The organism is Agarivorans sp. TSD2052 (assembly GCF_023238625.1).
In the GTDB taxonomy this organism is placed as follows: Bacteria; Pseudomonadota; Gammaproteobacteria; order Enterobacterales; family Celerinatantimonadaceae; genus Agarivorans.
In genome coordinates, this window is record NZ_CP096670.1 from 4417007 (window position 1) to 4443878 (window position 26872).

The 26872-nt window shown below is 45.9% G+C and carries 27 protein-coding genes; 14 read left to right on the forward strand and 13 right to left on the reverse strand.

Features of this window, described 5'->3' with window-relative positions:
- Nucleotides 1-10: 10 nt before the first annotated feature.
- On the reverse strand, nucleotides 11-1018 hold the full coding sequence (hemB, locus tag M0C34_RS20230; RefSeq protein ID WP_256469299.1) for a porphobilinogen synthase: 1008 nt from the start codon (nucleotides 1016-1018) through the stop codon (nucleotides 11-13).
- A gap of 307 nt (nucleotides 1019-1325) precedes the next feature.
- Here hemB and M0C34_RS20235 point away from each other — a divergent pair, with 307 nt between their 5' ends.
- Nucleotides 1326-2339, forward strand: coding sequence for a LacI family DNA-binding transcriptional regulator (locus M0C34_RS20235; protein ID WP_248713455.1), 1014 nt, complete (start codon nucleotides 1326-1328; stop codon nucleotides 2337-2339).
- 40 nt (nucleotides 2340-2379) lie between these two features.
- Here the strand turns inward: M0C34_RS20235 and M0C34_RS20240 are convergent, their stop codons facing one another.
- Together M0C34_RS20240 and M0C34_RS20245 are read right to left on the reverse strand one after the other, a co-directional pair.
- Nucleotides 2380-3657 (reverse strand): NAD(P)/FAD-dependent oxidoreductase, encoded by a 1278-nt coding sequence (locus M0C34_RS20240; RefSeq protein ID WP_248713456.1) that lies wholly within the window; start codon nucleotides 3655-3657, stop codon nucleotides 2380-2382.
- A gap of 27 nt (nucleotides 3658-3684) precedes the next feature.
- The gene (locus tag M0C34_RS20245; RefSeq protein WP_248713457.1) at nucleotides 3685-4428 is read right to left on the reverse strand and encodes a gamma-glutamyl-gamma-aminobutyrate hydrolase family protein; all 744 of its coding nucleotides are present in this window, start codon (nucleotides 4426-4428) and stop codon (nucleotides 3685-3687) included.
- Nucleotides 4429-4754: 326 nt separating this feature from the next.
- Here M0C34_RS20245 and M0C34_RS20250 point away from each other — a divergent pair, with 326 nt between their 5' ends.
- Together M0C34_RS20250 and M0C34_RS20255 are read left to right on the forward strand one after the other, a co-directional pair.
- Entirely contained in the window at nucleotides 4755-5834 is a 1080-nt protein-coding gene (locus M0C34_RS20250) for a DUF2914 domain-containing protein (RefSeq protein ID WP_248713458.1), read from the forward strand.
- Between the two features lie 72 nt (nucleotides 5835-5906).
- A complete protein-coding gene (locus M0C34_RS20255; RefSeq protein WP_248713459.1) occupies nucleotides 5907-6152 on the forward strand; it encodes a DUF6868 family protein in 246 nt (81 codons plus the stop codon).
- Here the strand turns inward: M0C34_RS20255 and M0C34_RS20260 are convergent.
- From M0C34_RS20260 to M0C34_RS20300, 9 genes are all read right to left on the reverse strand, one after another.
- Nucleotides 6149-6631, reverse strand: a complete 483-nt coding sequence (locus tag M0C34_RS20260) for a DUF3299 domain-containing protein (RefSeq protein WP_248713460.1) — start codon at nucleotides 6629-6631, stop codon at nucleotides 6149-6151. The two genes, M0C34_RS20255 and M0C34_RS20260, sit on opposite strands and share 4 nt — an antisense overlap.
- Before the next feature lie 9 nt (nucleotides 6632-6640).
- Nucleotides 6641-7867, reverse strand: a complete 1227-nt coding sequence (locus M0C34_RS20265) for an ABC transporter permease (protein ID WP_248713461.1) — start codon at nucleotides 7865-7867, stop codon at nucleotides 6641-6643.
- Nucleotides 7854-8570, reverse strand: coding sequence for an ABC transporter ATP-binding protein (locus M0C34_RS20270; RefSeq protein ID WP_248713462.1), 717 nt, complete (start codon nucleotides 8568-8570; stop codon nucleotides 7854-7856). Before M0C34_RS20270 ends, M0C34_RS20265 begins: the two co-directional genes overlap by 14 nt.
- 1 nt (nucleotide 8571) lies before the next feature.
- Nucleotides 8572-9336 carry a ZrgA family zinc uptake protein gene (locus M0C34_RS20275; RefSeq protein WP_248713463.1) on the reverse strand — a complete coding sequence of 255 codons (765 nt, stop codon included), beginning with the start codon at nucleotides 9334-9336 and terminating at the stop codon, nucleotides 8572-8574.
- A gap of 27 nt (nucleotides 9337-9363) precedes the next feature.
- Nucleotides 9364-9669, reverse strand: a complete 306-nt coding sequence (locus tag M0C34_RS20280; protein ID WP_248713464.1) for a hypothetical protein — start codon at nucleotides 9667-9669, stop codon at nucleotides 9364-9366.
- A gap of 35 nt (nucleotides 9670-9704) precedes the next feature.
- Nucleotides 9705-10532 carry a DUF2797 domain-containing protein gene (locus M0C34_RS20285; RefSeq protein ID WP_248715678.1) on the reverse strand — a complete coding sequence of 276 codons (828 nt, stop codon included), beginning with the start codon at nucleotides 10530-10532 and terminating at the stop codon, nucleotides 9705-9707.
- Between the two features lie 82 nt (nucleotides 10533-10614).
- Nucleotides 10615-11331 carry a substrate-binding periplasmic protein gene (locus tag M0C34_RS20290; RefSeq protein WP_248713465.1) on the reverse strand — a complete coding sequence of 239 codons (717 nt, stop codon included), beginning with the start codon at nucleotides 11329-11331 and terminating at the stop codon, nucleotides 10615-10617.
- A 61-nt stretch (nucleotides 11332-11392) separates the two neighbouring features.
- A complete protein-coding gene (locus tag M0C34_RS20295) occupies nucleotides 11393-12337 on the reverse strand; it encodes a chemotaxis protein (RefSeq protein ID WP_248713466.1) in 945 nt (314 codons plus the stop codon).
- Between the two features lie 27 nt (nucleotides 12338-12364).
- Nucleotides 12365-13246: a LysR substrate-binding domain-containing protein gene (locus M0C34_RS20300; RefSeq protein WP_248713467.1), complete on the reverse strand. Its 882-nt coding sequence runs from the start codon at nucleotides 13244-13246 to the stop codon at nucleotides 12365-12367.
- A 104-nt stretch (nucleotides 13247-13350) separates the two neighbouring features.
- Here M0C34_RS20300 and M0C34_RS20305 point away from each other — a divergent pair, with 104 nt between their 5' ends.
- On the forward strand, nucleotides 13351-13968 hold the full coding sequence (locus M0C34_RS20305; RefSeq protein ID WP_248713468.1) for a glutathione S-transferase family protein: 618 nt from the start codon (nucleotides 13351-13353) through the stop codon (nucleotides 13966-13968).
- A gap of 75 nt (nucleotides 13969-14043) precedes the next feature.
- Here the strand turns inward: M0C34_RS20305 and M0C34_RS20310 are convergent, their stop codons facing one another.
- Nucleotides 14044-15039 (reverse strand): NADP-dependent oxidoreductase, encoded by a 996-nt coding sequence (locus tag M0C34_RS20310; protein WP_248713469.1) that lies wholly within the window; start codon nucleotides 15037-15039, stop codon nucleotides 14044-14046.
- Nucleotides 15040-15167: 128 nt separating this feature from the next.
- Here M0C34_RS20310 and M0C34_RS20315 point away from each other — a divergent pair, with 128 nt between their 5' ends.
- From M0C34_RS20315 to M0C34_RS20360, 10 genes are all read left to right on the forward strand, one after another.
- Nucleotides 15168-16070 (forward strand): LysR family transcriptional regulator, encoded by a 903-nt coding sequence (locus M0C34_RS20315; protein WP_248713470.1) that lies wholly within the window; start codon nucleotides 15168-15170, stop codon nucleotides 16068-16070.
- A 202-nt stretch (nucleotides 16071-16272) separates the two neighbouring features.
- A complete protein-coding gene (locus M0C34_RS20320) occupies nucleotides 16273-17382 on the forward strand; it encodes an ABC transporter ATP-binding protein (protein ID WP_248713471.1) in 1110 nt (369 codons plus the stop codon).
- Between the two features lie 18 nt (nucleotides 17383-17400).
- Nucleotides 17401-18447: an ABC transporter substrate-binding protein gene (locus tag M0C34_RS20325; RefSeq protein WP_248713472.1), complete on the forward strand. Its 1047-nt coding sequence runs from the start codon at nucleotides 17401-17403 to the stop codon at nucleotides 18445-18447.
- A gap of 48 nt (nucleotides 18448-18495) precedes the next feature.
- On the forward strand, nucleotides 18496-19740 hold the full coding sequence (locus M0C34_RS20330; RefSeq protein ID WP_248713473.1) for an ABC transporter permease: 1245 nt from the start codon (nucleotides 18496-18498) through the stop codon (nucleotides 19738-19740).
- A gap of 2 nt (nucleotides 19741-19742) precedes the next feature.
- The gene (locus M0C34_RS20335; RefSeq protein WP_248713474.1) at nucleotides 19743-20603 is read left to right on the forward strand and encodes an ABC transporter permease; all 861 of its coding nucleotides are present in this window, start codon (nucleotides 19743-19745) and stop codon (nucleotides 20601-20603) included.
- A gap of 282 nt (nucleotides 20604-20885) precedes the next feature.
- A complete protein-coding gene (locus tag M0C34_RS20340; protein WP_248713475.1) occupies nucleotides 20886-21614 on the forward strand; it encodes a glutathione peroxidase in 729 nt (242 codons plus the stop codon).
- Between the two features lie 106 nt (nucleotides 21615-21720).
- The gene (locus M0C34_RS20345) at nucleotides 21721-23193 is read left to right on the forward strand and encodes a dihydrolipoyl dehydrogenase (protein WP_371923098.1); all 1473 of its coding nucleotides are present in this window, start codon (nucleotides 21721-21723) and stop codon (nucleotides 23191-23193) included.
- A 155-nt stretch (nucleotides 23194-23348) separates the two neighbouring features.
- The gene (locus M0C34_RS20350) at nucleotides 23349-25055 is read left to right on the forward strand and encodes a GGDEF domain-containing protein (protein ID WP_248713476.1); all 1707 of its coding nucleotides are present in this window, start codon (nucleotides 23349-23351) and stop codon (nucleotides 25053-25055) included.
- A 79-nt stretch (nucleotides 25056-25134) separates the two neighbouring features.
- Nucleotides 25135-26328 (forward strand): enoyl-ACP reductase FabV, encoded by a 1194-nt coding sequence (gene fabV, locus M0C34_RS20355; protein WP_248713477.1) that lies wholly within the window; start codon nucleotides 25135-25137, stop codon nucleotides 26326-26328.
- The gene (locus tag M0C34_RS20360; RefSeq protein WP_248713478.1) at nucleotides 26325-26738 is read left to right on the forward strand and encodes a GNAT family N-acetyltransferase; all 414 of its coding nucleotides are present in this window, start codon (nucleotides 26325-26327) and stop codon (nucleotides 26736-26738) included. The genes fabV and M0C34_RS20360 overlap by 4 nt, the downstream gene beginning before the upstream one ends.
- The last annotated feature ends 134 nt before the right edge of the window (nucleotides 26739-26872 follow it).

Here is a 26872-nt window from a genome sequence, read left to right on the forward strand (position 1 = left end):
AGGACGTTAACTACTTATCTTCGCTTAACCACTGCGCGACATCTTTAGCGAAGTAGCTCAAAATCCCATCGGCGCCAGCACGTTTAAAGGCCAACAATGATTCTAATACAACGGGGCGCTCAGCTAACCAGCCATTTTGTATTGCCGCTTTATGCATCGCATACTCTCCGCTCACTTGATAAGCAAAGGTGGGCACGGCAAAGGTATCTTTCACTTGGCGCACCACATCCAAATAAGGCATACCAGGCTTAACCATCACCATGTCAGCCCCTTCTTCAATATCTAAGGCCACTTCATGTAAGGCTTCTTGACCATTAGCAGGGTCCATCTGATAGGTTTTCTTATTGCCACCTTTTAGGTTAGCAGAGCTTCCCACGGCATCGCGAAATGGGCCGTAATAGCTAGAAGCATACTTAGCCGAATAAGCCATAATCAAGGTGTTGTGAAAACCCGCCTCTTCAAGCGCTTCACGAATTGCAGCAATTCGCCCATCCATCATGTCAGATGGAGCAACCACATCGGCTCCAGCTGCTGCGTGGGACAAGGCTTGCTTGACTAAAATTTCAGTGGTGATGTCGTTTTGCACATAACCTTGCTCATCAATAATGCCGTCTTGACCGTGGGTGGTAAAGGGATCTAAAGCGACGTCAGTCATTATACCCAGCTCAGGAAAAGCCTGTTTAAGGGCTCGAACGGCCCGTTGTGCAAGGGCATCAGCAGCATAAGCTTGTTCAGCTAATAGTGATTTTTGCTCGAGCGGCGTCACCGGAAACAGGGCAATCATTGGCACCCCTAAAGACACTAATTGCTCTGCCTCTTTCAGTAGCAAATCAATACTAAAACGATATACCCCAGGCATAGAAGCCACGCTTTCAGTCTGATTGTCGCCCTCAATAACGAACATAGGATAAATGAGGTCATCCACTGTAAGCTGATTTTCACAGGCTAAACGGCGCGAAAAGTCATGGCGGCGAATACGACGCATGCGGGTAGCGGGGAAAGTTCTTGTTACGCTCACAAGGCGCTCCTTGGATGAGAAAAAATAGCTAGCGCTACTTTAAGCGGCCAAACACACATCGGCAAGCCTCGCTGAGCGATTTATTCAATATAATCGTTCACCAACAGCCTGAGTTAAGCGCTCCAAAACGCGCAGTTTATCCCTTCTACTGACAATCGCTACAAAGGAAAACGTTTCCACTTTTACGCTACATTTGCTAGATTGAATGGATACATTGTAGTGGGTGCCTAGATTAACGCACTTGATACAGCCTCGCTAAATAAAGACCTAGGCTTAACAACACAATTAGCTTGTTTATGGAGAGCAAATGGCCACAATTAAAGACGTAGCTGCCGCCGCTGGCGTGTCTGTTGCCACGGTATCACGAGTGGTAAATAATGGCCCAAAAGTAAGTGCTAAAAACCGCGACTTAGTAAAAAAAGTAATGTTAGAACTCGGTTACCGGCCTAACGCTAATGCGCGCGCTTTGGTGACTCAAACCAATCCTACTTTAGGTTTAGTATTTAGTGAACTCACCGACCCATTTTTTGCCACCCTAGCAGGCGGAGTAGAAAAGGTTACCCGCAACAACAATATCCAATTGCTCATTAGTAACGGTTTAGTGAGTGCCGAAACAGAAAAACGAGCTATCGAAACCTTATTAGAACAGCGTTGCCAAGCCTTGGTGGTACACTCTAAAGCCTTGAGTAATCAGGCGTTAATTGACTATGCCGAAGCAGTGCCCGCAATGGTATTGATCAACCGCTATATTCCCGAAATTGCCCATCGCTGTGTATGGTTAGACAACCAGGCTGGCGGTGAAGCAGCAGCGCGTCATTTATTATCCTTGGGCCATAGCAACATCGCATGTATAACCAGTAACTACGATATTGAAGACCCCCGCTTACGCTTGCAAGGGGTTAAAAATGCCCTCAGTGAGCATGGCGCGCCCTTGGCAGAGCACGCTATCGCTTCGTCTGAACCCAATGAAATTGGCGGTGAGATAGCAGCCCAAAACCTCCTAGCTAGAGGCTTAGATTTTACCGCACTGATCGTTTATAACGATTCCATGGCATCTGGGGCAATCACTGTGTTATGTGATAATGGTTACCGAGTTCCAGAAGATATTTCAGTCATCGGCTTTGACGACGTATTGTTATCACGCTACTTGCGCCCCAAGTTAACAACAATGCGTTATCCAATAGAGATGATGGCCATGAAAGCGGCTGAAATGTCCTTGGCTTTAGCCAGCGGAGGCAGCGTCGCCCCGCTACACAAATATGTGCCCACCCTAGTTAAACGTGATTCGGTGGTGGCGCAGACCAAAACCGTTAGCGTTTAAACCAAACAGGGCCCCCCAGCCACAAGGCCCAGCCAAGTGGCTAAATCCCCAACTTATCTCGCAAATTGTAATACACCGCCCCTAATGCGGTGAACGGCACTTGCAAATGACGCCCTCCTGGAAAGCGATAGTGGTTTAACGAGGCAAATACATCAAAACGTTGAGATTGCTCGCTGATGACTTCAGCCAATAATTTACCCGCTAAATGGGTGCAAGTAAGACCATGCCCACTGTAACCTTGTAAGTAATATATGTTGCTGTCTAAGCGACCAAACTGCGGCATGCGCGAATAGGTCAATAAAAAATTACCGGTCCAAGCGTAATCAATGCTGACTTGCTTTAGCTGAGGAAACAAGGCTTCAAATTTGGGGCGAATTTGTCGCTCAATAGAGGCTAATGGCTTCGCCCCATAGACTACGCCACCACCAAAAAGCAGTCGCTTATCAGCCGTTATACGGTAGTAGTCGAGCAAATAGTTACAGTCTTCCACACAATAATTTTGCGGCAATAGCTGTTGGCATAGCTGATCACTCAAAGGCTCTGTCGCTACCACTTGAGTGCCACAGCGTATCGCCTTGTCACTCAGCTTAGGTTCTAACTCACCCAAATAGGCATTTCCAGCAAACAGTAAATAGTTAGCGGTAACACTGCCATGTTCAGTGGTGACTTTAGCAGGCTCGCCACTTTGATAATCAATCACCGCCGATTGTTCGTAGATTTCACCGCCTAATGCCAATATGGCCTCAGCTTCACCTAAGGCTAAATTAAGCGAGTGAATATGGCCGCCTTTCATATCTAATAAACCGCCATGATAAGCGCTGGTGCCTACTACTTTTTCTAGCTGAGCTTTATCTAACAATTCCAGCTGATGATTGCCAAAGCGTTCCCAGTTAGCTTTTTGCTCGGCTAAACCGGCTAATTGCTTAGCATTGAACGCAGCGAACACTCCGCCTTGTTGGTAGTCACAATCAATGTTGTAGTCGGCAATTCGTGAGCGAATGATTTCGCCGCCTTCAAAAATCATTTCATTTAACGCTTGCGCAGTATCTTTGTCATAACGCTGCTCGATGACATCCACGTCGCGGCTGTAGCTATTTACGATTTGCCCACCATTACGTCCAGTCGCACCAAAGCCAACTTTGACACTTTCAAGCACCACCACATGAAAGCCTTTCTCAGCTAAATGTAAGGCTGAAGATAGTCCGCTAAAACCACCACCAACAATACATATATCACAGCGTAGATCTGCCTGTAGTTGCGGAAATTGACGGCTGTTATTTGCCGTTGCCGCATAATAAGAATCGGTGTGTTGTTGCATAGCCCCCCCCTAAAGTAATGGTGTCGCTTATGGCTGATGCTGTTGAGCTGCTTGAACAAAATGCCCAAAAATAGCTTGCGAGATAAGATTGCTTTTAGCTTGCCACTCGGGGTGCCACTGCACCGCATAAAAAAATGGATGTTCGGCCAATCGATAGGCTTCAACCAAGCCATCTTCAGCTTGAGCTTCTATAATTAAGCCGTCAGCTAAACGCTTCACGCCTTGATTATGTAGAGAGTTAACGTCGGCAGTATGACTATTTAGCCATTTTGCCAGCCAACTATCTGTGGCTAGCTTGAGGCGATGCTGATCAGCGTATTTTTGATTAAAATCTTCGGTATCGGGTTCGCGATGCTCAATGCTGCCTTCTAGCTGATAAACCTTATGGTGTAAGCTGCCACCTAAGGCAACGTTCATCTCTTGAAAACCGCGGCAAATACCCAGCACTGGCAGAGCGTGCTGTTTAGAATATTCAACAATAGCAAAAGCCAGACTATCTCTGCCGGCGTCTAATTGTGGTTCCAAATGGCTAGCCCCATATAAGCTAGGGTGCACGTTAGAATGACTACCAGTTAACAATACTCCGTCAAGCTGTGCGAGCACTCGGCCTAAGGTATCTCCACTTAGCTGATGAGTTAGTATTACTGGGCTAGCGCCATATTCGCTTAAGGCATTTAAGTAAAACTCATTGACACTTTGAACCTGATAAGCACCCTGTGGCTTATGACAAGTAATCACACCGATTAACGGTTGTTTAGCGCTAGTTTCCATTAACGTCCTCTTCACCCTTGATCCTAAACAGATTAAAACTAAGGTGGCATAGAAAAAGCCAAATGTAAAATATAATTAACACCCAGTAATAAAGTGATAATTAGTTGCACCTTCGAACCACCAGCAAACGGGCAGATAATCGACGCGCGCAAATGTCAGTATCAGTGGACCACTCTTCGCTAAGGCTTTTACTAAACAGTTAAAGTAAATCGCTATGAATAGACTAAGCGCCATTAGTGCTAATCTGGTAAATCAATGGCGGCTCCGCTCGATAATAGGTAAAATCAGCTCGTAATACATTAGGAGTATGGGGCACACCCTCAATCATGGCAGAACAAGTACGCATTAAGATCCAAGTCAACTCAGTAGCTACGCCACAACAACCGTCAGTAAATAAAGTACTCGCACCTAAAGCCCCCTTTGATTTAGGTAAGATTTTTGCCGCTCTCAGCATACTCATCCTGTTAGTTGGCGTACTTATTTATCGCTTTTGGCCTGCAGAAAGCCCAAGCTCAAGGCTAATTGCAGCGCCTATCGCAGTAGCGATTGATGACTCTAGCTCAAGCGCCCCCCTTGAAACAACGGCAATAAGTTTGCCCGTTCCGGAGCAAACACACCCGCAACCAAACAATATAGAGAAGGCTGCAAGCAAGGCAGTACTAGACTCACAAGCTTTAAATCAAGCGACTGCACAGGCTAGCTCAGACACTCCAGCGTTAGCTCAGACAAACCCTAATCAAACCGCCTCTGAGACAACCACGTTAAGTCAAGCAAGCGCAACGCAAGCCGCCTATGAGACAACCACGTTAAGTCAAGCAAGCGCAACGCAAGCCGCCTATGAGACAACCACGTTAAGTCAGGCAAGCGCAACACAAGCTGCCTCTGAGACAGCCACGTTAAGTCAAGCAAGCGCAACGCAAGCCGCCTCTGATACAACCAGGTTAAGTCAAGCAAGCGCCATTCAAGTTGTCTCTGACGAGCAACGTTCAAGCGAGGTAAACACCTCTGAACAACTATTGATTACACAGGAAAGCGAGAGATTAATAACTGAACCCACATTGGCTAAGCAAGCACCAAGGTGGATTAATCAACAATTACCGCGGGCGCAGCTTACCAGTGGCATTAGCCGACGCGAGCCACTCGATACACTCACGCGTATTACGCTTAGCGAGCAAAATGTTGCCTATCTCTTTTTAGAGCTACGCGGTATGCAGGGGCAGCAAGTGCAGGTGCATTGGTATCAAGGTCAACAATTACGTGCCAGTGTAGATTTAGCGATTGGCGGGCAACGCTGGCGTACTAATTCGAGTAAACAGTTTGATATGAGTAGTCGTGGCAATTGGCGTGTCAGCGTCGTCAATCAGCAGCAAAAGCTCATTTTTGAGCAAGAATTTACCGTGGATTAAGCCCCATAACTTGCAGCACCGCTAAGTCATGGTAGATTTAGTAGTAACTTTAGACCATCAAAAGGTGATTCGGTGGAGCTTGATTTAATTCGTAGCGCCCTTGGCTGGGGAGCGCTTATCAACGTAGCAGTGCTTTTGTATTGGTTTGCTTTTTTAACCTTAGCCCACGATTGGACGTATAAATGGCATTCTAAGTGGTTTAACCTTAGCGTAGAAAAATTTGACCGCTTTCATTACTTAGGGCTGGCACTCTATAAAACGGCCATTATTGCCTTCTACATCGTGCCGTATATTGCCCTTACCATCGTCTTAGATTAGTCGGTATATAACACTATCGACTTAGGCTCAGTGATCGAATATCCGACGGTGGCCACACCCTCAACGTCTTGAATTTGGGTATGAATGGTTCCTTCAACCCATATGGGTTCCCACAAGTCTTCTAATTGTAAACCCTGCTTATAAGTCACATAAACAATTTGGTTAGGTGGCGGTGGCGGATAATGCAAACACGCGCCAAAGTAGGGTACCAACAAAAACTCGGTCACTAACTCCCCCTCACTGTCTAGAGGCACAATGAAACCCGGAATACGGATCGGCGTGCCGTCTAAGTCTTGATTAACGCTAACATTGAGGTTTTGCTGACCCGCTTCGTTCATCGGCGCGTTATGGTCAACCTCAGGCATACTCATTTGTCTTTCATTTTCGGGTAATAGCTGGTCCCAAACATCTACGCCATCAGCCTGAGCATTCACGCTCAACAGCACTAGGCCAACCAGGTAATAAGCAAGTTTCATCATCGCTCCTATTTAAATTTTTATGCTCATGCCATCGCTAAGCGAATAACGATAAGCACGCCAAGCAGGCAGTACGCCTGCAATAAAGCCAATCACCACTACCGCCAACAATAAATACCACTGCTCTAGACTTGGCCAAGTCAATATTAGGTAGAAGCCAAATTGATTAAGTAAGATAGGCTTTGCCGCAGCCAAAATTAAATACATGCTAGCTAGGCCCATTAGGGCACCTAGTCCACTCAGCAATAGCGCTTCAATCAGTAACAAACCAAAAATATGTCTCGGTTTAGCCCCTACCGAACGCAAAATAGCCATTTCTCTGCGGCGCTCTTTTAAGCTCACCATTAAGGTGGTTAACATACTCATTAAACCGGTAATTACCACACAAATAGACACTGCTAGCAGTGCGCTTTCAGCGATGCTTAAAATGCTCCACAATTCTTGCAAGGCTACGCCCGGCAATATCGCTAACAAAGCCTCATTCTTATACTGGTTTATTTGCCGCTGTAGACTAAAAATTTGTAACTTAGACTGAGTCCCTAACATCATGGCTGTAATGCTAGACGGCGTAAGCTGTTGCGCACTGTAGGGGTCGCTTTGAGGCGCTAAATGAATAGCTTCAATCCCCGCTAAAGTAGTGATAACCGTGCGATCAACTGGCGTACCGGTTGGTTTTAATATACCGCTGACCACAAACGGGTATTGATCATGATTAACAAAGCTAACTGCGGCAATACCATGGGCAACCACAATCTTATCACCCAGTTGATAGCCTAACTTGCGGGCCACTTCAGCCCCTAGAACCACCTCGAAAGTATCATTCAAGGCCTGCCCTTTTGCAAAGCGTAAAGGCTGTTTATTGGCATATTGGTAATGGTCAAAAAAGCTATTGGTTGTGCCCATGACTCGATAACCGCGATGTGAATCACCCAGCGAAATAGGAATCGACCACTTCACTGAAGACTGACCGGCGATCTCTTGATAACTGTCCCAACTAATATTATTGGTCGCGTTACCAATGCGAAATACTGAATAGAGAAGTAGTTGAGTAGGACCACTGCGCGCCCCCACAATTAAATCGGTACCCGAGATGGTCGAGGCAAAACTCGATTTAGCTTGGGTACGCAGATTCTCTACACCAAGGAGTAAAGCAACACTTAAGGCAATAGTAAATAAGCTTAATAAGGCGGTACCACGCCTTGCCCAAAGGCTATGTCCGGCGAGTTTAAGCAAGCTCATGCTGGCCTCCTAAATTAAGCGCGGGTAAATCAACCACTTGCTCAAAACGTTCAGCTAACTCATGATCATGGCTCACCAATAATAAACTACTGTCACAGTGTTTTAGTTCAGCCATCAGCAAGTTCATAAAGTGTTCGCGGTTAGTTTTATCTAAAGCAGAGGTGGGTTCGTCGGCAATAATAAGCGCCGGTGAGCCAATCATGGCACGCGCGGCAGCTACCCGTTGCTGCTGGCCAATGCTCAGTTGGCCTACCGGCTGCTCGAGCTGTTTGTCGGGCAATTGTAGATGCGCCAGTAAGCGCCGCGCTTCTTCAAGCACCGTGGCTGAGCGACTCAAGGCGCGCTGTTTACGTAGCCTAGAAAACTGACAAGCCAAAGCAACATTGTCTAATACGGATAAATAAGGCAACAAATTAAACTGCTGAAATACATAACCAATATTGTCAGCGCGTAATTGGTCTCGCTTCGCAGCAGACAGGCTGGCGCAGTCCTGTCCCATAAATTCAAGCCGCCCGCGCTGTGGGCTTATCACCCCAGCTATTAAGCTCAATAGGGTCGACTTACCACAACCGCTAGGCCCATGGATGAAGGTATGACTGGCAGCTTGAATGTTTAAATGGGGAATGTGAATGGCCGGGTGCTGTTCACCCGGCCACGCAAACACCACTTCATCTAAACGCAATAGAGAAGCAGAGTGAGTCATTTTATAGCTTCACCTTATTTTGATTGGGTTTAGCGTCAAGGGCGGTTTGTCCGCTATCGCTAACCCCTTGCACATGAAATACTTGGATCCGTGGGAAGGCCTCAAACCACTGAAGCTCAAAGCCAGTTAATGTAGATAATTGATGGCAATGGAACTGATAACTCAAGCGCACATCTTGATGGCTGGAATGATCGTGGCTATCCGGTTCTGCGAGTTCATTGTGCTGCTCATGCATGGCTTCATCATCTTGATGCTTAGCATGGTCATGAGCATCATGTTCTTCCGCTTCACTATGATGGTCGTGTTTATCATGCTCATGATGTTCTTCCTCTTCATCATGATGGCCATGTTTATCATGCTCATGATGTTCTTCCGCCTCACTATGATGGTCGTGTTTATCATGCTCATGATGTTCTTCCTCTACATCATGATGGTCATGTTTACCATGCTCATGGTGTTCGGCTTCTAACGCCCCCCAGTCCTGAGTCACTTTTTCTAACTCACATTCGCCACCATCAAATGTAAACAGTTGCATCGCTTGCGCCACCTGCAATTGTGCATCACTCAATAATTGCTGTTGCTGCTCGTTAACTGGAGCATGCTCAAAACCCAACAAGTTATCGGCGGGTGAGTGAATGTCGATATCTAATTGTTCGCCTGAAGCGGCGAAAAATAACTCTGCAACCCCATGTTGATGGGCTGATTGCGCATATACTGCGCAGCTAAGCAGGCTTAGGCCCGCGACAAAAATAGGCTGTAACTTCATTGTGTATATCCATGATTAACTAAAAAATTAAAGGTTTCTTACGGTTAGTTTCATGGAGGGAGGGGAGCGCGCACTCGCGGTAACCGCATCAACATTTTGATAGCGGTAGTGGGATTTAATAGCACTCACTGCACCACTGAGCAATGCGGTAATTAGTGCACTACAAGTGATTGCAGTTGCGAGTTTTTCTAAATGATAACAAAGCTGACAATGTACCTCAGAATGGGCCGGGTCTAAGCGCTCCAATTGATGTTCACCCCACGCCAAGGCAAGCGCGAACACTGATAAAATCAGTATCCATGTTAACCTGTTCTGGGAGCGGGGCGTTGTCATCTAGTTACCTATTGGTGATTCATTGAGCGCCAAAGCTACTCAGCTAAAGACTCTAACAATTTCACTTGGTAAGAGCCAAACTTACGGATATTTATCACACCATTGTTAAAGATTAAATACTGGCCCTTTATTCCTTGTAATTCACCTTGTACTAGAGGGTCTTTGTCTAGGTTGAAACTAGCAATTTTTGAAGGATATTGCTGAACCGGAAAGTGTAAATCTACCACTTTCTCATCGGGCAAAGCCGTTACCGCGTCGAAACCAAAGCGCTCCGACAGCTCGGCTAAGGCCTCAGCAATTTGCGGCAACAAGCGCTCACGCTCAGCCTCTAAGTCTAGTGCGATGGCATCACCTTTTAACATTGCGCGCCAGTTGGTTTTATCAGCCACTAACTTAGCTAACTCAATCTCAACAAGGCCCGACAACTGGCGAGTCGCCACTTTAAAAATAGGTAGCGCTTGCGTCGCACCTTGGTCTATCCATCGAGTGGGTATTTGGCTATGGCGGGTAATACCCACTTTAAGGCCTGAAGTATTAGCGAGATAAACGTAATGCGGGATCATACAGTACGTATCACCCCACTCAGGCTCCCTGCAAGTTCCTTCGGCATAGTGACAAGTTTCTGGTTTCATGATGCACATGTCGCAACTCGCCAGCTTACGCATGCAAACAAAGCAATGGCCTTGCGAGTAGCTTTTTTTAGTTTTTTTTCCGCAGCTACGGCAATTAATACTGCCGGTAAATTCGAAGCCAAAGGACTTACCTATAAGCGGGTTCAGATGTAATTCTTGGTCGCCAATGGGCAAGTAGTATTGTACTTGCTCTGCCAATTCGGCGCGCATTTTAGAAAGGTGTCCTTGCATCATTGATTACTCATGGGAAACATTAAGGCTGAGCAGTCTAAATCAAAGCAGGCAGCTATCCAAGAGAGTATCCGGTAGATAGTTAATATGGGTAATCCACATCGCTATCCACTTGGTCGATCATTATTTGATGTAACTCGTCACTTTCGATAAGCAATGGCATGACTTGCTCAAACTGGCTAAGCAGCTCAGCCCCCTTATCAGTGGCAGCAAAGCAAAAGGTGGACCCGTAGCTTAAGACCGAATCAATGATGGCAATACCGCCATCAAGCTCAGGGGCCAGCGCTAACAGCGCTTCTATATCGGCCCGATAATCTAAAATCGCGTCAACCCGCCCCTTTTTCAATAACTTAATCATCTGAGTTAAATCAGAATATTCACTATACTTAGTGCCTTCGGGTAGCGAGTCGGCCCAATCATAACCAAGATGAGACACCACGCGTTTCCCCACTAAATCATCAAGTGACATATAGCTATCGTAAAATGCTTCTGACACCAGCATATCTGTTACATCGGCCTCGACGATATAACTAGAGCAATTGGCATTATCAAATTCATCTTCGGAGGCACCAAAGACCAAATCTACTTGTTGTTTTTCGAGCATAGCAATTGAGCGAGGATAGGGCATAAAATGAAAGGCATACTGGTGTTCAGGAAACACCCGCTTTAGCAAGGCGAAGTAATAACCGGTGCCATCTTTGTTGCTATAGTCTTCCCAAAAATCGGTGGCCACAGAGATATTACTAGCAACAGATGTAAAAGAATGGATAAGCAAATAAACAATGACAATTATTTTCATCTACCTAGTTAAATCCTTGAGTCATCTTTAGGCTAATAGTAGCAGAGTGACCTGCTTAGCGCTAAAGCACGCCCTCAAGGATTCCGCTCTTTTTTGCCAAAGCACTCTTGGTAACATCACCAGACACCCGATCGGCCCCTCGCAACATGGCATCAATCAGTTCACCCGCATCAAACTTGGTCAACGCTTCATCAGCGCCCACTTGGCTGGCTCGGTCGACACTGATTTCACTCGATAATGAGGTATGCAAAATAATATAGGCTTCAGCTATACCGGGGTCACTGCGCACTTCAAAGGTGAGTTCGTAACCATCTAATCCCGGCATCTCGATATCACTAACCAACACATCAATCGGGTTACCACTGGCAGCGGCCTGTTGCATCATTTTAAATGCGGTGGCGCCGTCACTGGCCATTTGATAATCAATTTCTATGCTGTCTAGCGCGCTAGATAACTGCTTACGCGCCGTGGCAGAATCATCAACTAATAAGATTTTAAGCTGACTCAAAATAGCTTGGTCGGGCAAACTTACCGATACCCTCACCCGGTCTTCATCATCAGGAAATACACTGGCAATCAGTTTTTCAATATCGAGTAACTGAACCAATTTATCATCAACCCGGGTCACGCCAGTGACATAAGCGTCTTTACCTAAAGAGCTAGGTGGTGGATCGATGTCACGCCAGCGACATTCGGTGATTTTCTCAATACCTCTCACCAAAAAGCCAACCGTCTGCCGACTTACGTCGGTAATAATGATCGAGCAACTTTCTCGCTCATCTTCACCAATCGGTCGATAACCTACCGCAGCAGCCATATCGATAACCGAAATGGTTTGCCCGCGTAATGACGCCGAGCCAAGTACGAACTGGTGAGAGTGAGGCAGTGCAGTTAGCCGGGTGTAAGGTACAATTTCACGCACTTTTAAGGTGCCAATTGCAAATAACTGACTTAATGACAGTCTAAAATGCAATAAACCTTGGGTTTGACTAGTGGCGCTACTCATACAGCATCCTTACTTATGTTAAAAAGGCTAACTAAGCACAACGTCGCTTAATTTGCTCTGCACTTGCTGGTCAGCAAGACGAAATTGTTCACATATGTTTTTTAGGGTCGGGCGATTGCAAGCCAAATGAGGCTTGGTAGCGCTAACCACTACGATATCAATTGCCGGCAACGGCGGCATTGTTTCAGCGCACATTTCTTGCAATTCACCTTTGCTAGAACGGGCCATGGCTGCTACAGCCAAACCCTGCGCAACTAAACCATACAAACCACTATGGTTAGCACTGGTCGCCATCAAGTGATAGGCAATCTCCGCTTTATCTAAACCATCAATCGCACTGCTGTGAAATTTGCAATCGGTATCATATAAGGCTAGCGGTAATGGCCGTTGCTGGCAAACATCTTTGGTGGCGGAACTGACCCAAATACCTTGGTCGTGACGCAGTAATAAACCCTCATCACTATCGGGGGGACGAGTAAGTATGGCTAAGTCTAGTTCCCCCAGATCAAGCTGCTCACGCAGCTGATAACTTGGTCCAGCTCGGAGTCGTAAGTACAAATTAGGTATCTGTTGCTGCAGTATCTCGGTAAATAGCGGCAAAATCGATAAACTGTAATCATCAGGACAGCCTATACGCAGCTCAACTTTAGCCTTGCTGTGTTTAAGCTCGGTCACGGCTTGATCATGTAAACTGACGATTCTACGGGCATAACTCGCCAAAGCTTGCCCTGCCGGGGTAAGTACTAGGCTACGCCCTTCTTTTTCAAACAAAGGGCTATCACTTTCTTGTTGCAGCTTTTTCATTTGCGCACTAATCGCTGATTGGGTGCGAAAAGTTTGGCTGGCGGCACGGGTAAAACTGCCACTTTCAACAAAAGCCACTAAGCTGCGTAAAGCATCAATATCCATGTTCACCCATTAACAAGACTGATAGTTGCCATCAAAAATAATCGTTATTCAAAGCACAAGCAACTTGCCACACTAAATACCTATTCGTTAAGCAAGGAACAGCAATGATTTTGCACGACTACTTACCTTCGGGAAATGGCTATAAAATTCGATTATTACTCAGCCTGCTAGGGCAAGAATTTCAAGTGAAGTGCTACAACATTGTTGCAGGAGAAACACGCACCGCTGCGTTTTTGGCACTGAACCCAAATGGCAAAATCCCCGTCTTGCAGTTCGACGACGGCCGCTGCCTAGCGGAGTCTAACGCCGTATTATTTTACCTCGCGCAGAATAGCGCATATTGGCCACAAGATAGCTGGCAACAGGCACAAGTATTAAAATGGATGAACTTTGAGCAGTACAGTCACGAGCCTAATATTGCCTCGGTACGCTTTTGGTTAGGTCACGCCGGTATGAACGACACACGCCAAGCCCAATTAGAGGACAAGATGAAGCAAGGTTATGCCGCGCTGGACGTGATGGAGCAAACGCTCAATCAGCAAGACTTTTTTGTTGGAGAGCAAATGAGCATCGCTGATATCGCTTTATACGCTTATACCCATGTAGCCGAAGAGGGTGGCTTTGAGCTAAACGCGTACCCCGCAATTAGAAAGTGGTGCCAGCGTATTAGCCAATTGGACAACTATTTGGCGATTGATGATGAATCTGTAGTGATGCATTGAGTTTAGCTGAGCTAAAAAAAGGACCAAGCCGCGAACGGCTTGGTCAAACGCTTACATTTGCTCTTACAATTGCGCTTACAACTTCACAATTAACTTGCCTTGGTTTTCACCGCTAAACAGTAAATTAATACCATCAATTGCTGATGCTAAGCCGTCTAATACATGCACTCGGTATTGCAATTTACCGGCTTGTAGATAGCCGCCGACTTGCTGCATAAGTTGTGGCGCGCGGTCAAAGTGGTCAGGCATGGTAAAACCCTGAATTGATAAACGCTTTTTAACAACGCTGATCCAATTAGGTCCCGCTGATGGGGTTTCGTTGTTGTAATCGGCGATCATCCCACACACCACAATGCGCCCAAAAGCATTCATATTATCAACCGCGACTTGTTGAATTGCGCCGCCAGTATTCTCAAAATAAATGTCCACGCCATCTGGCGTTAACTCTGCCACTCGCGCGGCAATATCATCGGTTTTGTAATTCACAGCGCCATCAAAACCTAGTTCTTCCACCAGCCAGCGACATTTCTCATCGCTGCCCGCCACGCCGATAACGCGTAAGCCCTCAGCCTTGGCTATTTGACCAACCAATGATCCCACTGAGCCAGCCGCGCCACTCACTAACAAGGTTTCGCCGGCTTTGGGTTTTGCTATTTCCAACAAACCTTGCGCAGCGGTCATACCCGGTAAAGCAAGAACCGCCAATACGGCTTCAGCAGGCAAGCCTGGTGGCACAATGTTCACACCAGTGCCATCGCTAACCGCTTGCTCTGTCCATCCAAACATTCCCATAACGCTTGCGCCTACAGGAAAGTTAGCATTATTTGATTCAATCACTTCAGCGATACCGCTAGCCCGCATCACATCACCCAGTGCAACAGGAGGAATGTAGCTATCGGTATCAGCACTCATCCAACCACGCATCGCCGGATCAAGTGACATATGAGTTTGCTTAACACGAAACTGCCCCTCAGCTAAAGCGTGAGTAGAATGCTCGCGAAGCTCAAAACAACTCGCTTCAATATGCGTAAGCGGGCGCTGAACTAAGTGAATTGATTGATAGCTAGACATAAAACTTCCTTAACATTGAGAGGCCGAAGCCGATTATTTTTATCGAAATCATTATAAATAGACCTCCCACTTGGAATAAATAGCCTATTTAGCTAAACTTTATTGTCTTTTTAGCAAAAAAGGTCTTTATGGATAAGCTCAGAGCACTACATTATTTTGCCCATTTGGCCGAATCTGGCAGTTTCACCCAAACCGCGGAGGCCTTTTCTGTACCTCCTTCTTCGGTATCACGGCGTATTTCTGATTTAGAAGCTTTACTCAAGCAGCAGTTATTACAGCGTAGCACTCGGCAAGTAAAACTGACTGAATTAGGTGCGCTGTACTACCAACAGATATTACCCGCACTGCATGGTTTGAGTGATGCTGAAGACTTGCTAAAGCAACAGCAGCAACACCCAAGTGGGATGCTATCGATCAGCGCCATGCCCAGTTATGGAGAGCTTTGTTTAGCCCCCGTACTCAATAAATTTTCACAGCTATACCCCGATATCATCCTTGATTTACATTTTAGCGATCAGCTTAGTAACTTACGCCGTGACCAAATAGATATCGCGATTAGAGGGGGGAAAGCCCCCGACGAGCGGATCGTCGCTAAACGACTATCGGAAAACCGCTTTGTACTCTGCGCGTCTCCAAAGTACTTGGCATTACATGGCCAACCCACCAGCCCCGAAGAGTTAAACCTGCACCCTTGTTTACGCTATCGAAGTCCAGAGTTGGTGCTGCCTTGGTTATATAAAGCCCAGCAACAATGGCAGGAGTTACAGCCGCCCATTCGCTTAATCAGTAATCATGGTGCCACTCTGGTTAATGCAGCTCTGGCCGGAGAAGGGATCGCCTTACTCCCCGAGTGGGGGATCAGTGAACAATTAGCCCAGGGTAGCTTAGTTAAATTTGACGTAGGCCAAGATATTAGGGTCTCTAAAGCCGACTCAACCGGAATTTATCTTTTATACCAAGGGCTTAAATACCAGATCCCCAAAATAAGAGTAGCGGTGAACTTTTTGCTGGAACAGTTACCCCAGTACTAATTGTTAAAATATCAAGTTTTCAAAGCCAAGCCATTTTTTAGACTAAGCTTTACTCTCTAGCTAGTTCATTGTGCTACATGTACCGGTAAGCAGTTCAAAATTTGCACTTTTCTCTAGCGTTTTATTTGTTAGGCTAATGTTAATAGAAAACTTGATTACTTGGTCTACTTTAACAATAAGCTCTCGGCAAAAGGATCTGTGTATGAGCGAGCTGGTCAACGACCAACAATATGTGCGCTTTGTTGATGTAAAAAAAAGCTACGACCAACGCAGCTTAGTAGTAAAGAATTTCAATTTAGATATCCGCAAAGGTGAGTTTGTCACCCTATTAGGACCATCGGGCTCAGGTAAAACCACCTGTTTGATGATGCTGGCTGGCTTTGAAGATGTCACTAGCGGACAAATCTTAGTAAACGGCCAAGCCATTACCAATGTTGCGCCATATAACCGCAATATTGGCATGGTATTTCAGCACTACGCCTTATTTCCGCATATGACGGTGGCCGAAAACCTCGCTTATCCTTTGGTGGTGCGCAAGCTGCCTAGCGAAGAAATAAAACGCCGAGTGGCAGAGTCTTTAGCCTTAGTTGAATTAGACAGCTTCGGTAATCGTTATCCCGGCCATTTATCTGGCGGGCAAAAACAGCGGGTAGCCTTAGCCCGTTCACTGATTTTTGAGCCCTCAATAGTCTTAATGGATGAGCCACTTGGCGCGCTAGATAAAAATTTACGCGAACAAATGCAGCTAGAGATAAAACGCTTACACGAATCTATCGGTTTCACCGCCATTTATGTTACCCATGACCAAACCGAAGCGTTGACCATGTCTGATCGGATCGCAGTATTTAACGATGGCGTGGTCCAGCAATGTGATGCCCCCGATGTGCTTTACGAGCGCCCTAAAAACGCTTTTGTCGCCGACTTCATCGGCGAGAATAACCATCTAGCAGGCAAGGTTATCAAGCGCAGCGAAGGCGTCGCCACAGTAGAGCTAAGTGACGGCAGTGTCGTAAAAGGGCAAGCAATGGATTGCCCTGAAGAACAACAAGCTTGTTTACTGGCGGTACGACCAGAAAATCTATTTATTCTCAGTGACAAACATCAATTTGAGAATGTTATTGAGGCCGAATTTATTACCCGCCTCTATGTCGGCGACTTTATTCGCTACTTTTTTAAACTTCGTGACAAAACTGAGCTGATGGTAAAAGTGCTCAACGATCACGACGCGCCTACAATGGCTGCAGGCGCACTCACTCAACTAACGTGGTCCGTAACTGACGGGTTAGCTTTTGATACACCCCCGAAATCTTAATGGTAAAGGATGGAACCTATGAAACGTTTACTCCCGATTGTTGCACTTGCCACGGTTTGTAACCTTGCTAGCGCTGAACAGTTAACAGCAGTGTCGTTTGGTGGCGCCTATGGCGCAGCGCAACAAAAACACATGATAGACCCTTTTGTGGCGGAGACAGGCCACAAGATACTCTTTGAAAACTACTCCGGCGGCATTGCCGAAATCAAAGCTCAAGTAGAAAGTGGCAACATTCTTTGGGATGTCATCGATATTGAAGTTATCGATTTAGAACGCGCTTGTTCTGAAGGGCTACTAGAGGTCATTCCTCACGATACCTTACCGCCAGGAGATGACGGTACGCCAGCTGCGGAAGACTTCAGTGAAGCGGCATTATCCAACGAATGTGGCGTAGGCAACATTGTGTGGACTGTATTGTACGCCTTCAGCAACGATACCATTAAGGGAGGACAACCTAGTACTATCGCCGATTTGTTTGACACTAAAAAGTATCCGGGCAAACGGGCACTACGTAAACGTCCACAAGTAAACTTAGAGTGGGCATTGATCGCTGATGGCGTGCCTAAAGAGCAGGTATACGAAGTACTAGAAACCGAAGAAGGACAAGCCAGAGCCTTTGCCAAACTGGCCACCATCTCAGATGACATCATTTGGTTTGACAGCTGGTCACAAGCACCACAACTGTTAAATGACGGCGGTGCGGTAATGGTTCAATCGGCTAATGGTCGTATTTTTGATGCCATTCAAAGTGAAGGTAAACCTTTTGAAATGGTATGGGACGCCCACCTTTATGACCTCGATGTTTGGGCCATCGTAAAAGGCACCAAGAAAAAAGAATTGGCAATGGAGTTTATTCGCTTCGCTACGGGCTCTAAGCCTTTAAGTGGCATGCCAGAAGTCGCTTACGGCCCAACCCGTAACTCTTCTTATGCCTATGTTGATAAAGCTGTAATTCCTAAGCTACCTTCTTCTCACCTTGATGAAGGACTAAAAGCCTCAGGTGAATTTTGGGCTGACTATGGTGAGTCTTTAGGTGAAAAATTCAACGAGTGGTTATTAAAATAACCCAACTGCGAAGGGCTTTGCCCTTCGCCTGTTAAACCAGAGGTGAAGATGGAAACTAGCAGTAGTCTTAGCGTTGAAGAGATCCTCTCCAGTAAACGTGTACTGAAACGTAAAAAACGGCTGTTGCTGTTGTTTACTACGCCGCTATTAATTTTTGTCTTCATCACTTTTATTGCGCCCATTGCCACTATGTTATACCGGAGTGTTTATCACCCCACGGTCAGCCAACTGATCCCCTTAAGCTTAAGCCAAATGAAAAACTGGGACGAGACTCAGTCCGCACTGCCAGATGGAATGGTATTGCGCGAATTTAGCCTTGAGTTGCGATCCTTAGCCGAACAACGTTTATCCGGAAAGCTAGCCGAAGAAATCAACCGTCTTAAGCCTGGTAGCTCCAGCTTAATTAAATCTACCGCTAGAAAACTCAGAAAACAAAAGCCTGAGCAACTGCAGCTAACCGGAGACCAGTTTCTACTCGCTAGCCATAAAAAATGGCAAGACATCGAGCTATGGCGTGCCATTAAACGAGCAGGTCAACCGTTTACCGATAGCTATTATTTAACCACCTTAGATTTAACCCGTAATTCGGCAGGAGAGATAGAACAGCGCGATACCCAAATCTACCTCAAACTGTATTGGAAAAGCCTTAAAATAGCCTTAATCATTACCCTATTGACGGCGATTTTTGCTTACCCGCTGGCTTACTATCTCGCCACCGCCCCCAGTAAAATAGCGAATCGCTTAATGGTATTAGTGCTATTACCATTTTGGACCTCACTATTAGTGCGCACCACCTCTTGGATTGCGATTTTACAAACCAATGGCGTGCTTAACTCAAGCTTGCAAGCCTTAGGCATAATCGACCAACCCTTTGAGTTGTTGTATACCGAATACGCCACCATTATCGCGATGACTCATATCTTATTACCGTTTATGATTTTGCCGCTATATAGCGTTATGAAGAATATTGACCCTAGCTATTTACGGGCAGCCCTCTCGTTAGGGGCGAGGCCTATACCGGCGTTTTTTAAAATTTATTTGCCCATGACCGTGCCTGGCGTCAGTGCTGGTGCGCTGTTGGTGTTTATTATTTCCATCGGCTACTACATTACTCCCGCCATTGTGGGGGGGACTGAAGGACAAATGATTTCAAATATCATTGCCTTTCATATGCAGTCATCAAACAACTGGGAGCTGGCTGCCGCTTTAGGTTCGTTGTTATTGGCACTCATTCTTGCGCTGTATTGGGTCTACGACCGCTATGTAGGCGTCAACAATATTAAGTTGGGCTAAATATGAGAAACTATCCAAAATATTTCACTTTTTGGCACATCGTAGCCCACTATGGTTTACGCGTTTGCTCGCTATTAGTTCTGGCTTTTTTGATGCTGCCGATTATCGTCATCATCCCACTGTCGTTTAATGTGGAACCATTTTTTAGCTTTACCGAAGGCATGTTAGCGCTGGATCCCGAAGCCTATTCGCTAAAATGGTACGCCGAAATTTGGAATGATGACAAATGGCTGCTAGCCATTAAAAACAGTTTCATTATTGGTATTTTTGCCACACTTATCGCCACCGTATTAGGAACCTTAGCAGCGATCGGCTTAAGTAATCCCGCCATGCCTTGGCAGAAACTTTGGATGGCCATTTTATTGTCACCGATGATTGTGCCGCTGATTATTACAGCCGCTGGTATGTATTTCTTTTATAGCCAACTCAATTTAGCAGGCTCCTTTTTGGGAGTGATCTTAGCGCACGCAGCACTCGGAACCCCCTTTGTATTAATCACCGTAAACGCAGCACTCTCAGGCTTCGATTACTCTTTAGTTAACGCGTCCCTAGGCTTGGGCGCCCGCCCTACAATGACTTTTTTCAAAGTGATTATGCCCTTGATACGCCCCGGTGTCATATCGGGGGCCTTGTTCGCCTTCATCACCTCTTTTGATGAAGTGGTGGTGGTTCTTTTTCTCGCAGGTCCAGAGCAACGAACCATTCCAAGACAGATGTTCTCGGGTCTACGTGAGCAAATTAACCCCACCATTTTGGCAGTGGCTACCCTACTGATCATTATTTCAGCGATGCTACTGTTTACCATTGAATACCTGCGTGCTCGTAGCGAACGTATTCAAAGTGGTGAATTAGACGGTGAATAAACTGGTTTAATATAAAAACAATGTAAAACAAATATTTAAACCTATGCCTTTCGAAGCATAGGTTTGCGCTATAACAACTTTTATCCAAATAACGGTAGTAAACCCTCCCCACACTAACTGTTCGACAACTATGCTAGTGCTAGTTCAGTTTCAATAAAACCTATTGAAAGGTTTAATCTATCATTAAAATAGATTCAATCACTTTTACTTATCAAAAGGAAAAGTTGATACTAGCTACATCAAGTAATCAAACACCAGTTAACAACCTTGTTGGAGAAAAATATGTTAGAGAATCGCGAAGGCCAAACTATTCCAAGTGTTACTTTTCATACTCGCCAAAACGATGCATGGGTAGACGTGACAACCGAACAACTATTTAAAGACAAAACAGTGGTGGTTTTTGCCTTACCAGGCGCTTTCACCCCTACCTGCTCGTCAACCCATTTACCACGTTACAACGAACTAGCTGGCGTACTTAAAGACAATGGTGTAGACGACATCGTATGTTTGAGTGTCAACGACACCTTTGTTATGAACGCATGGTTAGCCGACCAAGAAGCTGAAAACATCACGGTAGTTCCTGATGGTAATGGCGAATTTAGCCAAGGTATGGGCATGTTAGTAGACAAAGCTGACTTAGGTTTTGGCAAACGCAGCTGGCGCTATTCGATGCTAGTTAAAAACGGCGTGATTGAAAAAATGTTCATTGAAGCGGATGTTGCTGGCGACCCGTTTGAAGTATCAGACGCCGATACCATGCTTAACTACATCAATAGCGATGCCAAGAAACCAGCTGCGATTAGCGTCATTACTAAACCAGGTTGTCCTTTCTGCTTAAAAGCTAAAGAGCTGTTAAAAGCGAAAGGTTTAGCCTTTGAAGAGGTGGTTCTAGGTACCGATGCAACCAGCGTTAGCCTAAAAGCCCTAAGTGGCCAGAGTAGCGTACCGCAGGTATTTGTAGACGGTAAGCACATTGGTGGCAGTGAAGACTTAGAAGCTTACCTAGCTTAAGCAGCACTACCCAGGCGAGTTGTTCTGCTCGCCTGAACCCCCAAGCTCTCGTGTACAAGGCTTATCTATTAGGCCATTTTTTAAAGATCGTTAAAAGGTAGTTACGATGTCAAATCTAGATATTAAGCAAACTGTTGATGTGGCCATTATTGGTGGTGGAACTGCAGGCTTGGCAGCCTATCGTGCTGCAAAAGAACATACAAATTCGGTATTAATGATAGAAGCAGGTCCGTATGGCACCACCTGTGCACGAGTGGGATGTATGCCCAGCAAACTATTGATAGCTGCCGCCGAAAATGCGCATCAGTACGAGAAATCAGCCCAGTTTGGCGTAAATCTAGGTAAACCACACATTGACGGCCGCGCAGTCATGCAACGGGTGAAATCTGAGAGAGACCGCTTTGTTGGTTTCGTATTAGAATCTGTTGAAGGTATTGACGCAGAGCACAAGCTTGACGGTTATGCGCAATTTGTCGACCAACACCATCTACAAGTGCAGCACACCAATGGTGAAACCAGTATGGTTCATGCTAAACGTATTGTAATCGCCACAGGCTCACGCCCAGCCTACCCTGCAGCTTGGAGTGACTTAGGTGACCGACTATTAGTAAACGATGATATTTTTGAATGGGACACCTTGCCTGAGTCAATCGCCGTATTTGGCCCAGGCGTTATCGGCCTAGAACTCGGTCAAGCACTACATCGCCTAGGCGTAAAAGTATTGATGTTTGGTGTAGGCGGTGCGGTGGGTCCACTCACAGACCCGGCATTAACTGACTATGCCAATACCCTTTACGCCAAAGAGTTTTACTTAGATTCTGACGCCAAAGTGGAATTGATAGAGCGCAGCGAAAACGGCGTAAAACTACGTTACCTAAATAAACAAGATGAGACAGTAGAAACCGAAGTGGATTACTTGGTGGCCGCCACAGGGCGTAGAGCAAATACCGATAAACTTGGTTTAGACAAACTCAACATTGAACTCGACCCAAGAGGTGTGCCCACCGCCGATCACTACACTTTACAAACTTCGCTTAGTCATATTTTCATTGCTGGTGATGCGAGCAACCAAATTCCTTTACTGCATGAGGCCGCAGACCAAGGAAAAATTGCTGGTGACAACGCAGGGCGAGGTAAAGACATCAGAGCCGGATTGCGCAGAACCAGTATTGCCGCTGTCTTTAGCGACCCGCAAATTGCCATGGTAGGTGAAAGCCATCGCCAAATTGAAAAACGCTTGGGCAATTGTGGTTGCTTCGAAATCGGTGAAGTGAGCTTTGAGAACCAAGGCCGCAGCCGAGTGATGTTGGTCAATAAAGGTATCGCTCACCTCTATGGTGAACAAGGTACTGGGCGCTTCTTGGGCGCTGAGATTATTGGCCCCAATGCCGAGCACTTGGCGCACCTGCTAGCATGGGCACACCAAAGCCAAATGACCATATCGCAGATGCTAGATATGCCTTTCTATCACCCCGTCATTGAAGAAGGCATTCGTACCGCTTTACGAGACTTAAATGCCAAACTCCACCTTGGCCCAGAAATGATTGATGCCTGCATGGAATGTGGTGTCGGTAGTTAAGCAGCCTTAGAATAACTGAATTAAGTCACTTCAGTGTTAAAGGCCCCATGAATAATCTTCAGGGGCCTTTTCTTTTTAAGTGACAAAATACATAATAAAAGCAATAAACAGCGAAACAATTGATAACGGGCTTATCATTAGCAATGATTTACTCTATGCTAACTGAAGTTTTGTTGGTACAAGGATGGTCGATACAAACACTTATGTCTGCTTTTAGATGTTTACTCACGCTCTGTGTTACTTTTTTGTTGGCCTATATGCCTTTGGCAGATGCCGCTGGGCTAAGCACTAGCTCGCAACAAATCTATTTTGCAGAAGACCAGCAAGTATTACCTCATCGTTATAGCGATGTACCTCATTGGCTAAATAAACTGAGTAAAGTAGATCGGGTTGATTTAACTGGCGGCAGTTATTGGCTTGTGAAAAAACTCAGCATCAGCGAACCCAGTCAATGGATAGCCAGTGTAGATGGGCCGATCATTGAAAATATTGATTACTACTTATACTCAGAGGGTAATCAGATCCGCCATCTTAGTAGTGGCTATTCACACCCCTATGAATACCTATTTAGTTACGCAAGACATATCGATACACCCACGCTAGGGGGTTACTGGCTGATAACCCGGATTTCAAGCCAGTACTACTCTGAGCAACCTCAATTAAGCTTTGGCCAAAAAGCTAAAATGACCCATATCTATCATTGGCGAGCAAGTATCATCACCTTATGTTTGGGGGGGCTATTTATTCTTGCTTTATATAACGGTGCCGTTAGCTTAGTACAACAAGACCGAATTTTTGGCTACTTTAGCGCTTACTTGTTTGCCGTTACCTTATCCTTAGCACTTGTTTTTCATGTTGGGGCTCACCTGTTTCATTTCACTGTACTCAGTGTTCAAATGTTACCGGTGCTTGGCATTCCAATATTTAGTGTACTGTTTTACTGTCGTTTTCTTAACCTGCCCAACTATGCGCCGCGCCTATGGCAAGCCAGCCGCCTACTCGTGGTGGTAAGCTTAGTTGCTATTCCTGCGGCGGCCATTTGGGTGAACTATGCGGTGGTGTTAATTTACAGCGTCGTATTGATTTGGGTAGCCCTAGCCTTTAGCTGCGGCATACAATGTTGGCGTCAGGGCGCTAAACAAGCCCTGCTCTTTATCTTATCTACCCTAATGCTATTAATCCCAGCGATACTGCTAGCCATGTCGACAGTGCCTAAAAACAGCAGCACCCTATTAGCGGCCGACGTTTCCGTTTTACTGAGTTGCTTGCTCAGCACTTTGTTTATGTCACTCACCTTACATTACAAGTTCAGAAGGCTGACCTTAGAGTCTTTGCTGGTCAACGAGCAATTAAATCTAGAACGTGACGCGGCAAGACTAGATGCTTTAACAGGCTTACAAAACCGCTACGCCTTCAATGAATACGTAAATAATATCGAATTTGAGACTGAGCCATTCACATGCCTGTCTTTGATCGACATTGATTATCTAAAATCAGTTAATGATCAAGCGGGTCACCAAGAAGGGGACAAGCTCATCAAGCTCGTGGCCGAGGCGCTAAACTTAGTGCTCAGTGACAAAGTACAATTGTTTAGAATTGGCGGCGATGAATTTGCAGTATTTACCTCCAAACTAAGTAGTGATGAACTTCGCGATAAACTCGCTATCGCTGACAAGGTGATTCAACTAAACGGGTCCGCTCAAAGCGGTATCAGTTTTGGTTGCTCCACCACCGATGAGTGTGATGATGCAGAGCAATTGTTTTATCGAGCAGACATGGCGATGTATCAACAAAAAGCGCAACGCAAGCGAAAAATTAAGCTGATAGCCGTTAGCGAACAACCGCAACCCCATCAGGGCTGAGCGCACACTCGGCAAAACTTTCTGTTGATCAATCCAAATAGGTTACACTCTTCTGATACCGCCCATTTCAGGAGTTCACATGTTAATTACCCCCCAGCTCAGTGGCAATATTGCGCGTAATTGTCATCCTATAGGCTGCCAACAATACTTACAGCAACAAGCAGCGTACATTGCCCAGCAAGGCAAAATTAATGGCGCGAAAAAAGTACTCATTCTGGGGGCGTCATCTGGATTTGGCTTAGCTTCTCGTTTGGCTTTATCAATAGCCGGCGGAGCAGACACCATTGGCGTATCTTTTGAGCGAGGCCCATCTGAAAGAGGCATCGGCAGTGCTGGTTGGTATAACAACATCTATTTTCGTGAACTGGCCGAAAAACAGGGCTTAACCGCTAAAAACTTTATTGGTGATGCCTTTTCGCCACAGATGCGCGACCAGGTCATCAACTATATCAAACAGCATTTTGGTGGTCAGGTTGACCTTGTCATTTATAGCCTAGCGACAGGCAAAAGAACCACTCCATCTGGGCAGTGGCAATCGGTGCTAAAAACCACCGATGAACCGCTGCATGGCTTCAGCATTAACCTGGAAACTGAACAATTAGAAGCCCAATCGGTGGCGCTGGCAAATGCTGCTGAAGTTGAAGCAACCACCAAAGTAATGGGTGGAGACGAATGGCGTAACTGGATAGATGCGCTGCAACAAGCCAAGGTGCTAGCTGAAGGCTGTAATACCATCGCATACTCATATATCGGTCCAGAACGCACCGCAGCGGTCTACCGTGATGGCACCATAGGCAGAGCGAAACAACACCTGCACGCTACCGCCACCGAACTAGACGCTCAACTCACTAAGCACTTAAATGGACACGCTTATGCCTGTGTATGTAAAGCATTGGTCACCAAAGCCAGTGTCTACATTCCGGTAATGTCTCCCTATATCGCCTTGCTTTATCAAGTAATGAAGGAACAGGGGAATCATGAAGAGTGTATTGAGCAGGCTTATCGTTTATTTAGCCAGCATTTATATCCTGTTGATGGTCAAGTAAAACTCGATAAGTTAAGGCAAATACGCATCGACGACTATGAGTTAAGCCCTCAAGTACAGCAACAGATTGACCAACGCTACGCCAGTATTAGTCCGGCTAACTTTAAACAGCTAACAGACTTTGCAGGCTACAAGTCGGCGTTCTTACGACTGAATGGCTTTGCGGTGGAAGGCGTCGATTATCAACAAAACCTCGACATTAATGCGTTAAGTAAGCTGCAACCATGATAAAAATTACCCCAATAGATGCCGAACAAACTCTTCGCATTCGCCAACAAGTGCTGTGGCCAGCGTACAGCCAAGACTTCTGCCGAGTCGCTGAAGACCAATCAGGCCAACACTTCGGTGCTTGGTTAGACGGGCAGCTCATTATGGTGGCGTCTCTGTTTATTCAACAAGATAGCATTAGGCTGCGGAAATTTGCTTGTTTACCGGCGTTTCAAGGGCGGGGTTATGGTAGTGCGATGCTCAAGCATTTACTTCACTTACAACAAGCGACCTCTCTTAAGTGTTTTTGGTTTGATGCCCGCTGCAGCGCCATAGATTTTTATCAAGGTTTGGGCTTTAGCGTTGATAGTGCGGTGTTCGAGAAACATGGTGTTGAGTATGTAAAAATGTCACGCCAACTTCAGCGCTAACAATCAATAGGCAAAAAAAAGGAGAAGCTATGGCTTCTCCAGTTTTTCTGTCGGTCAACAAAGGTCAGATCTTATTTCTTTCGTTATCGCGCCAATCCTTGGAGCAATGGAAATAGAGTAATGATAGCGTTTTC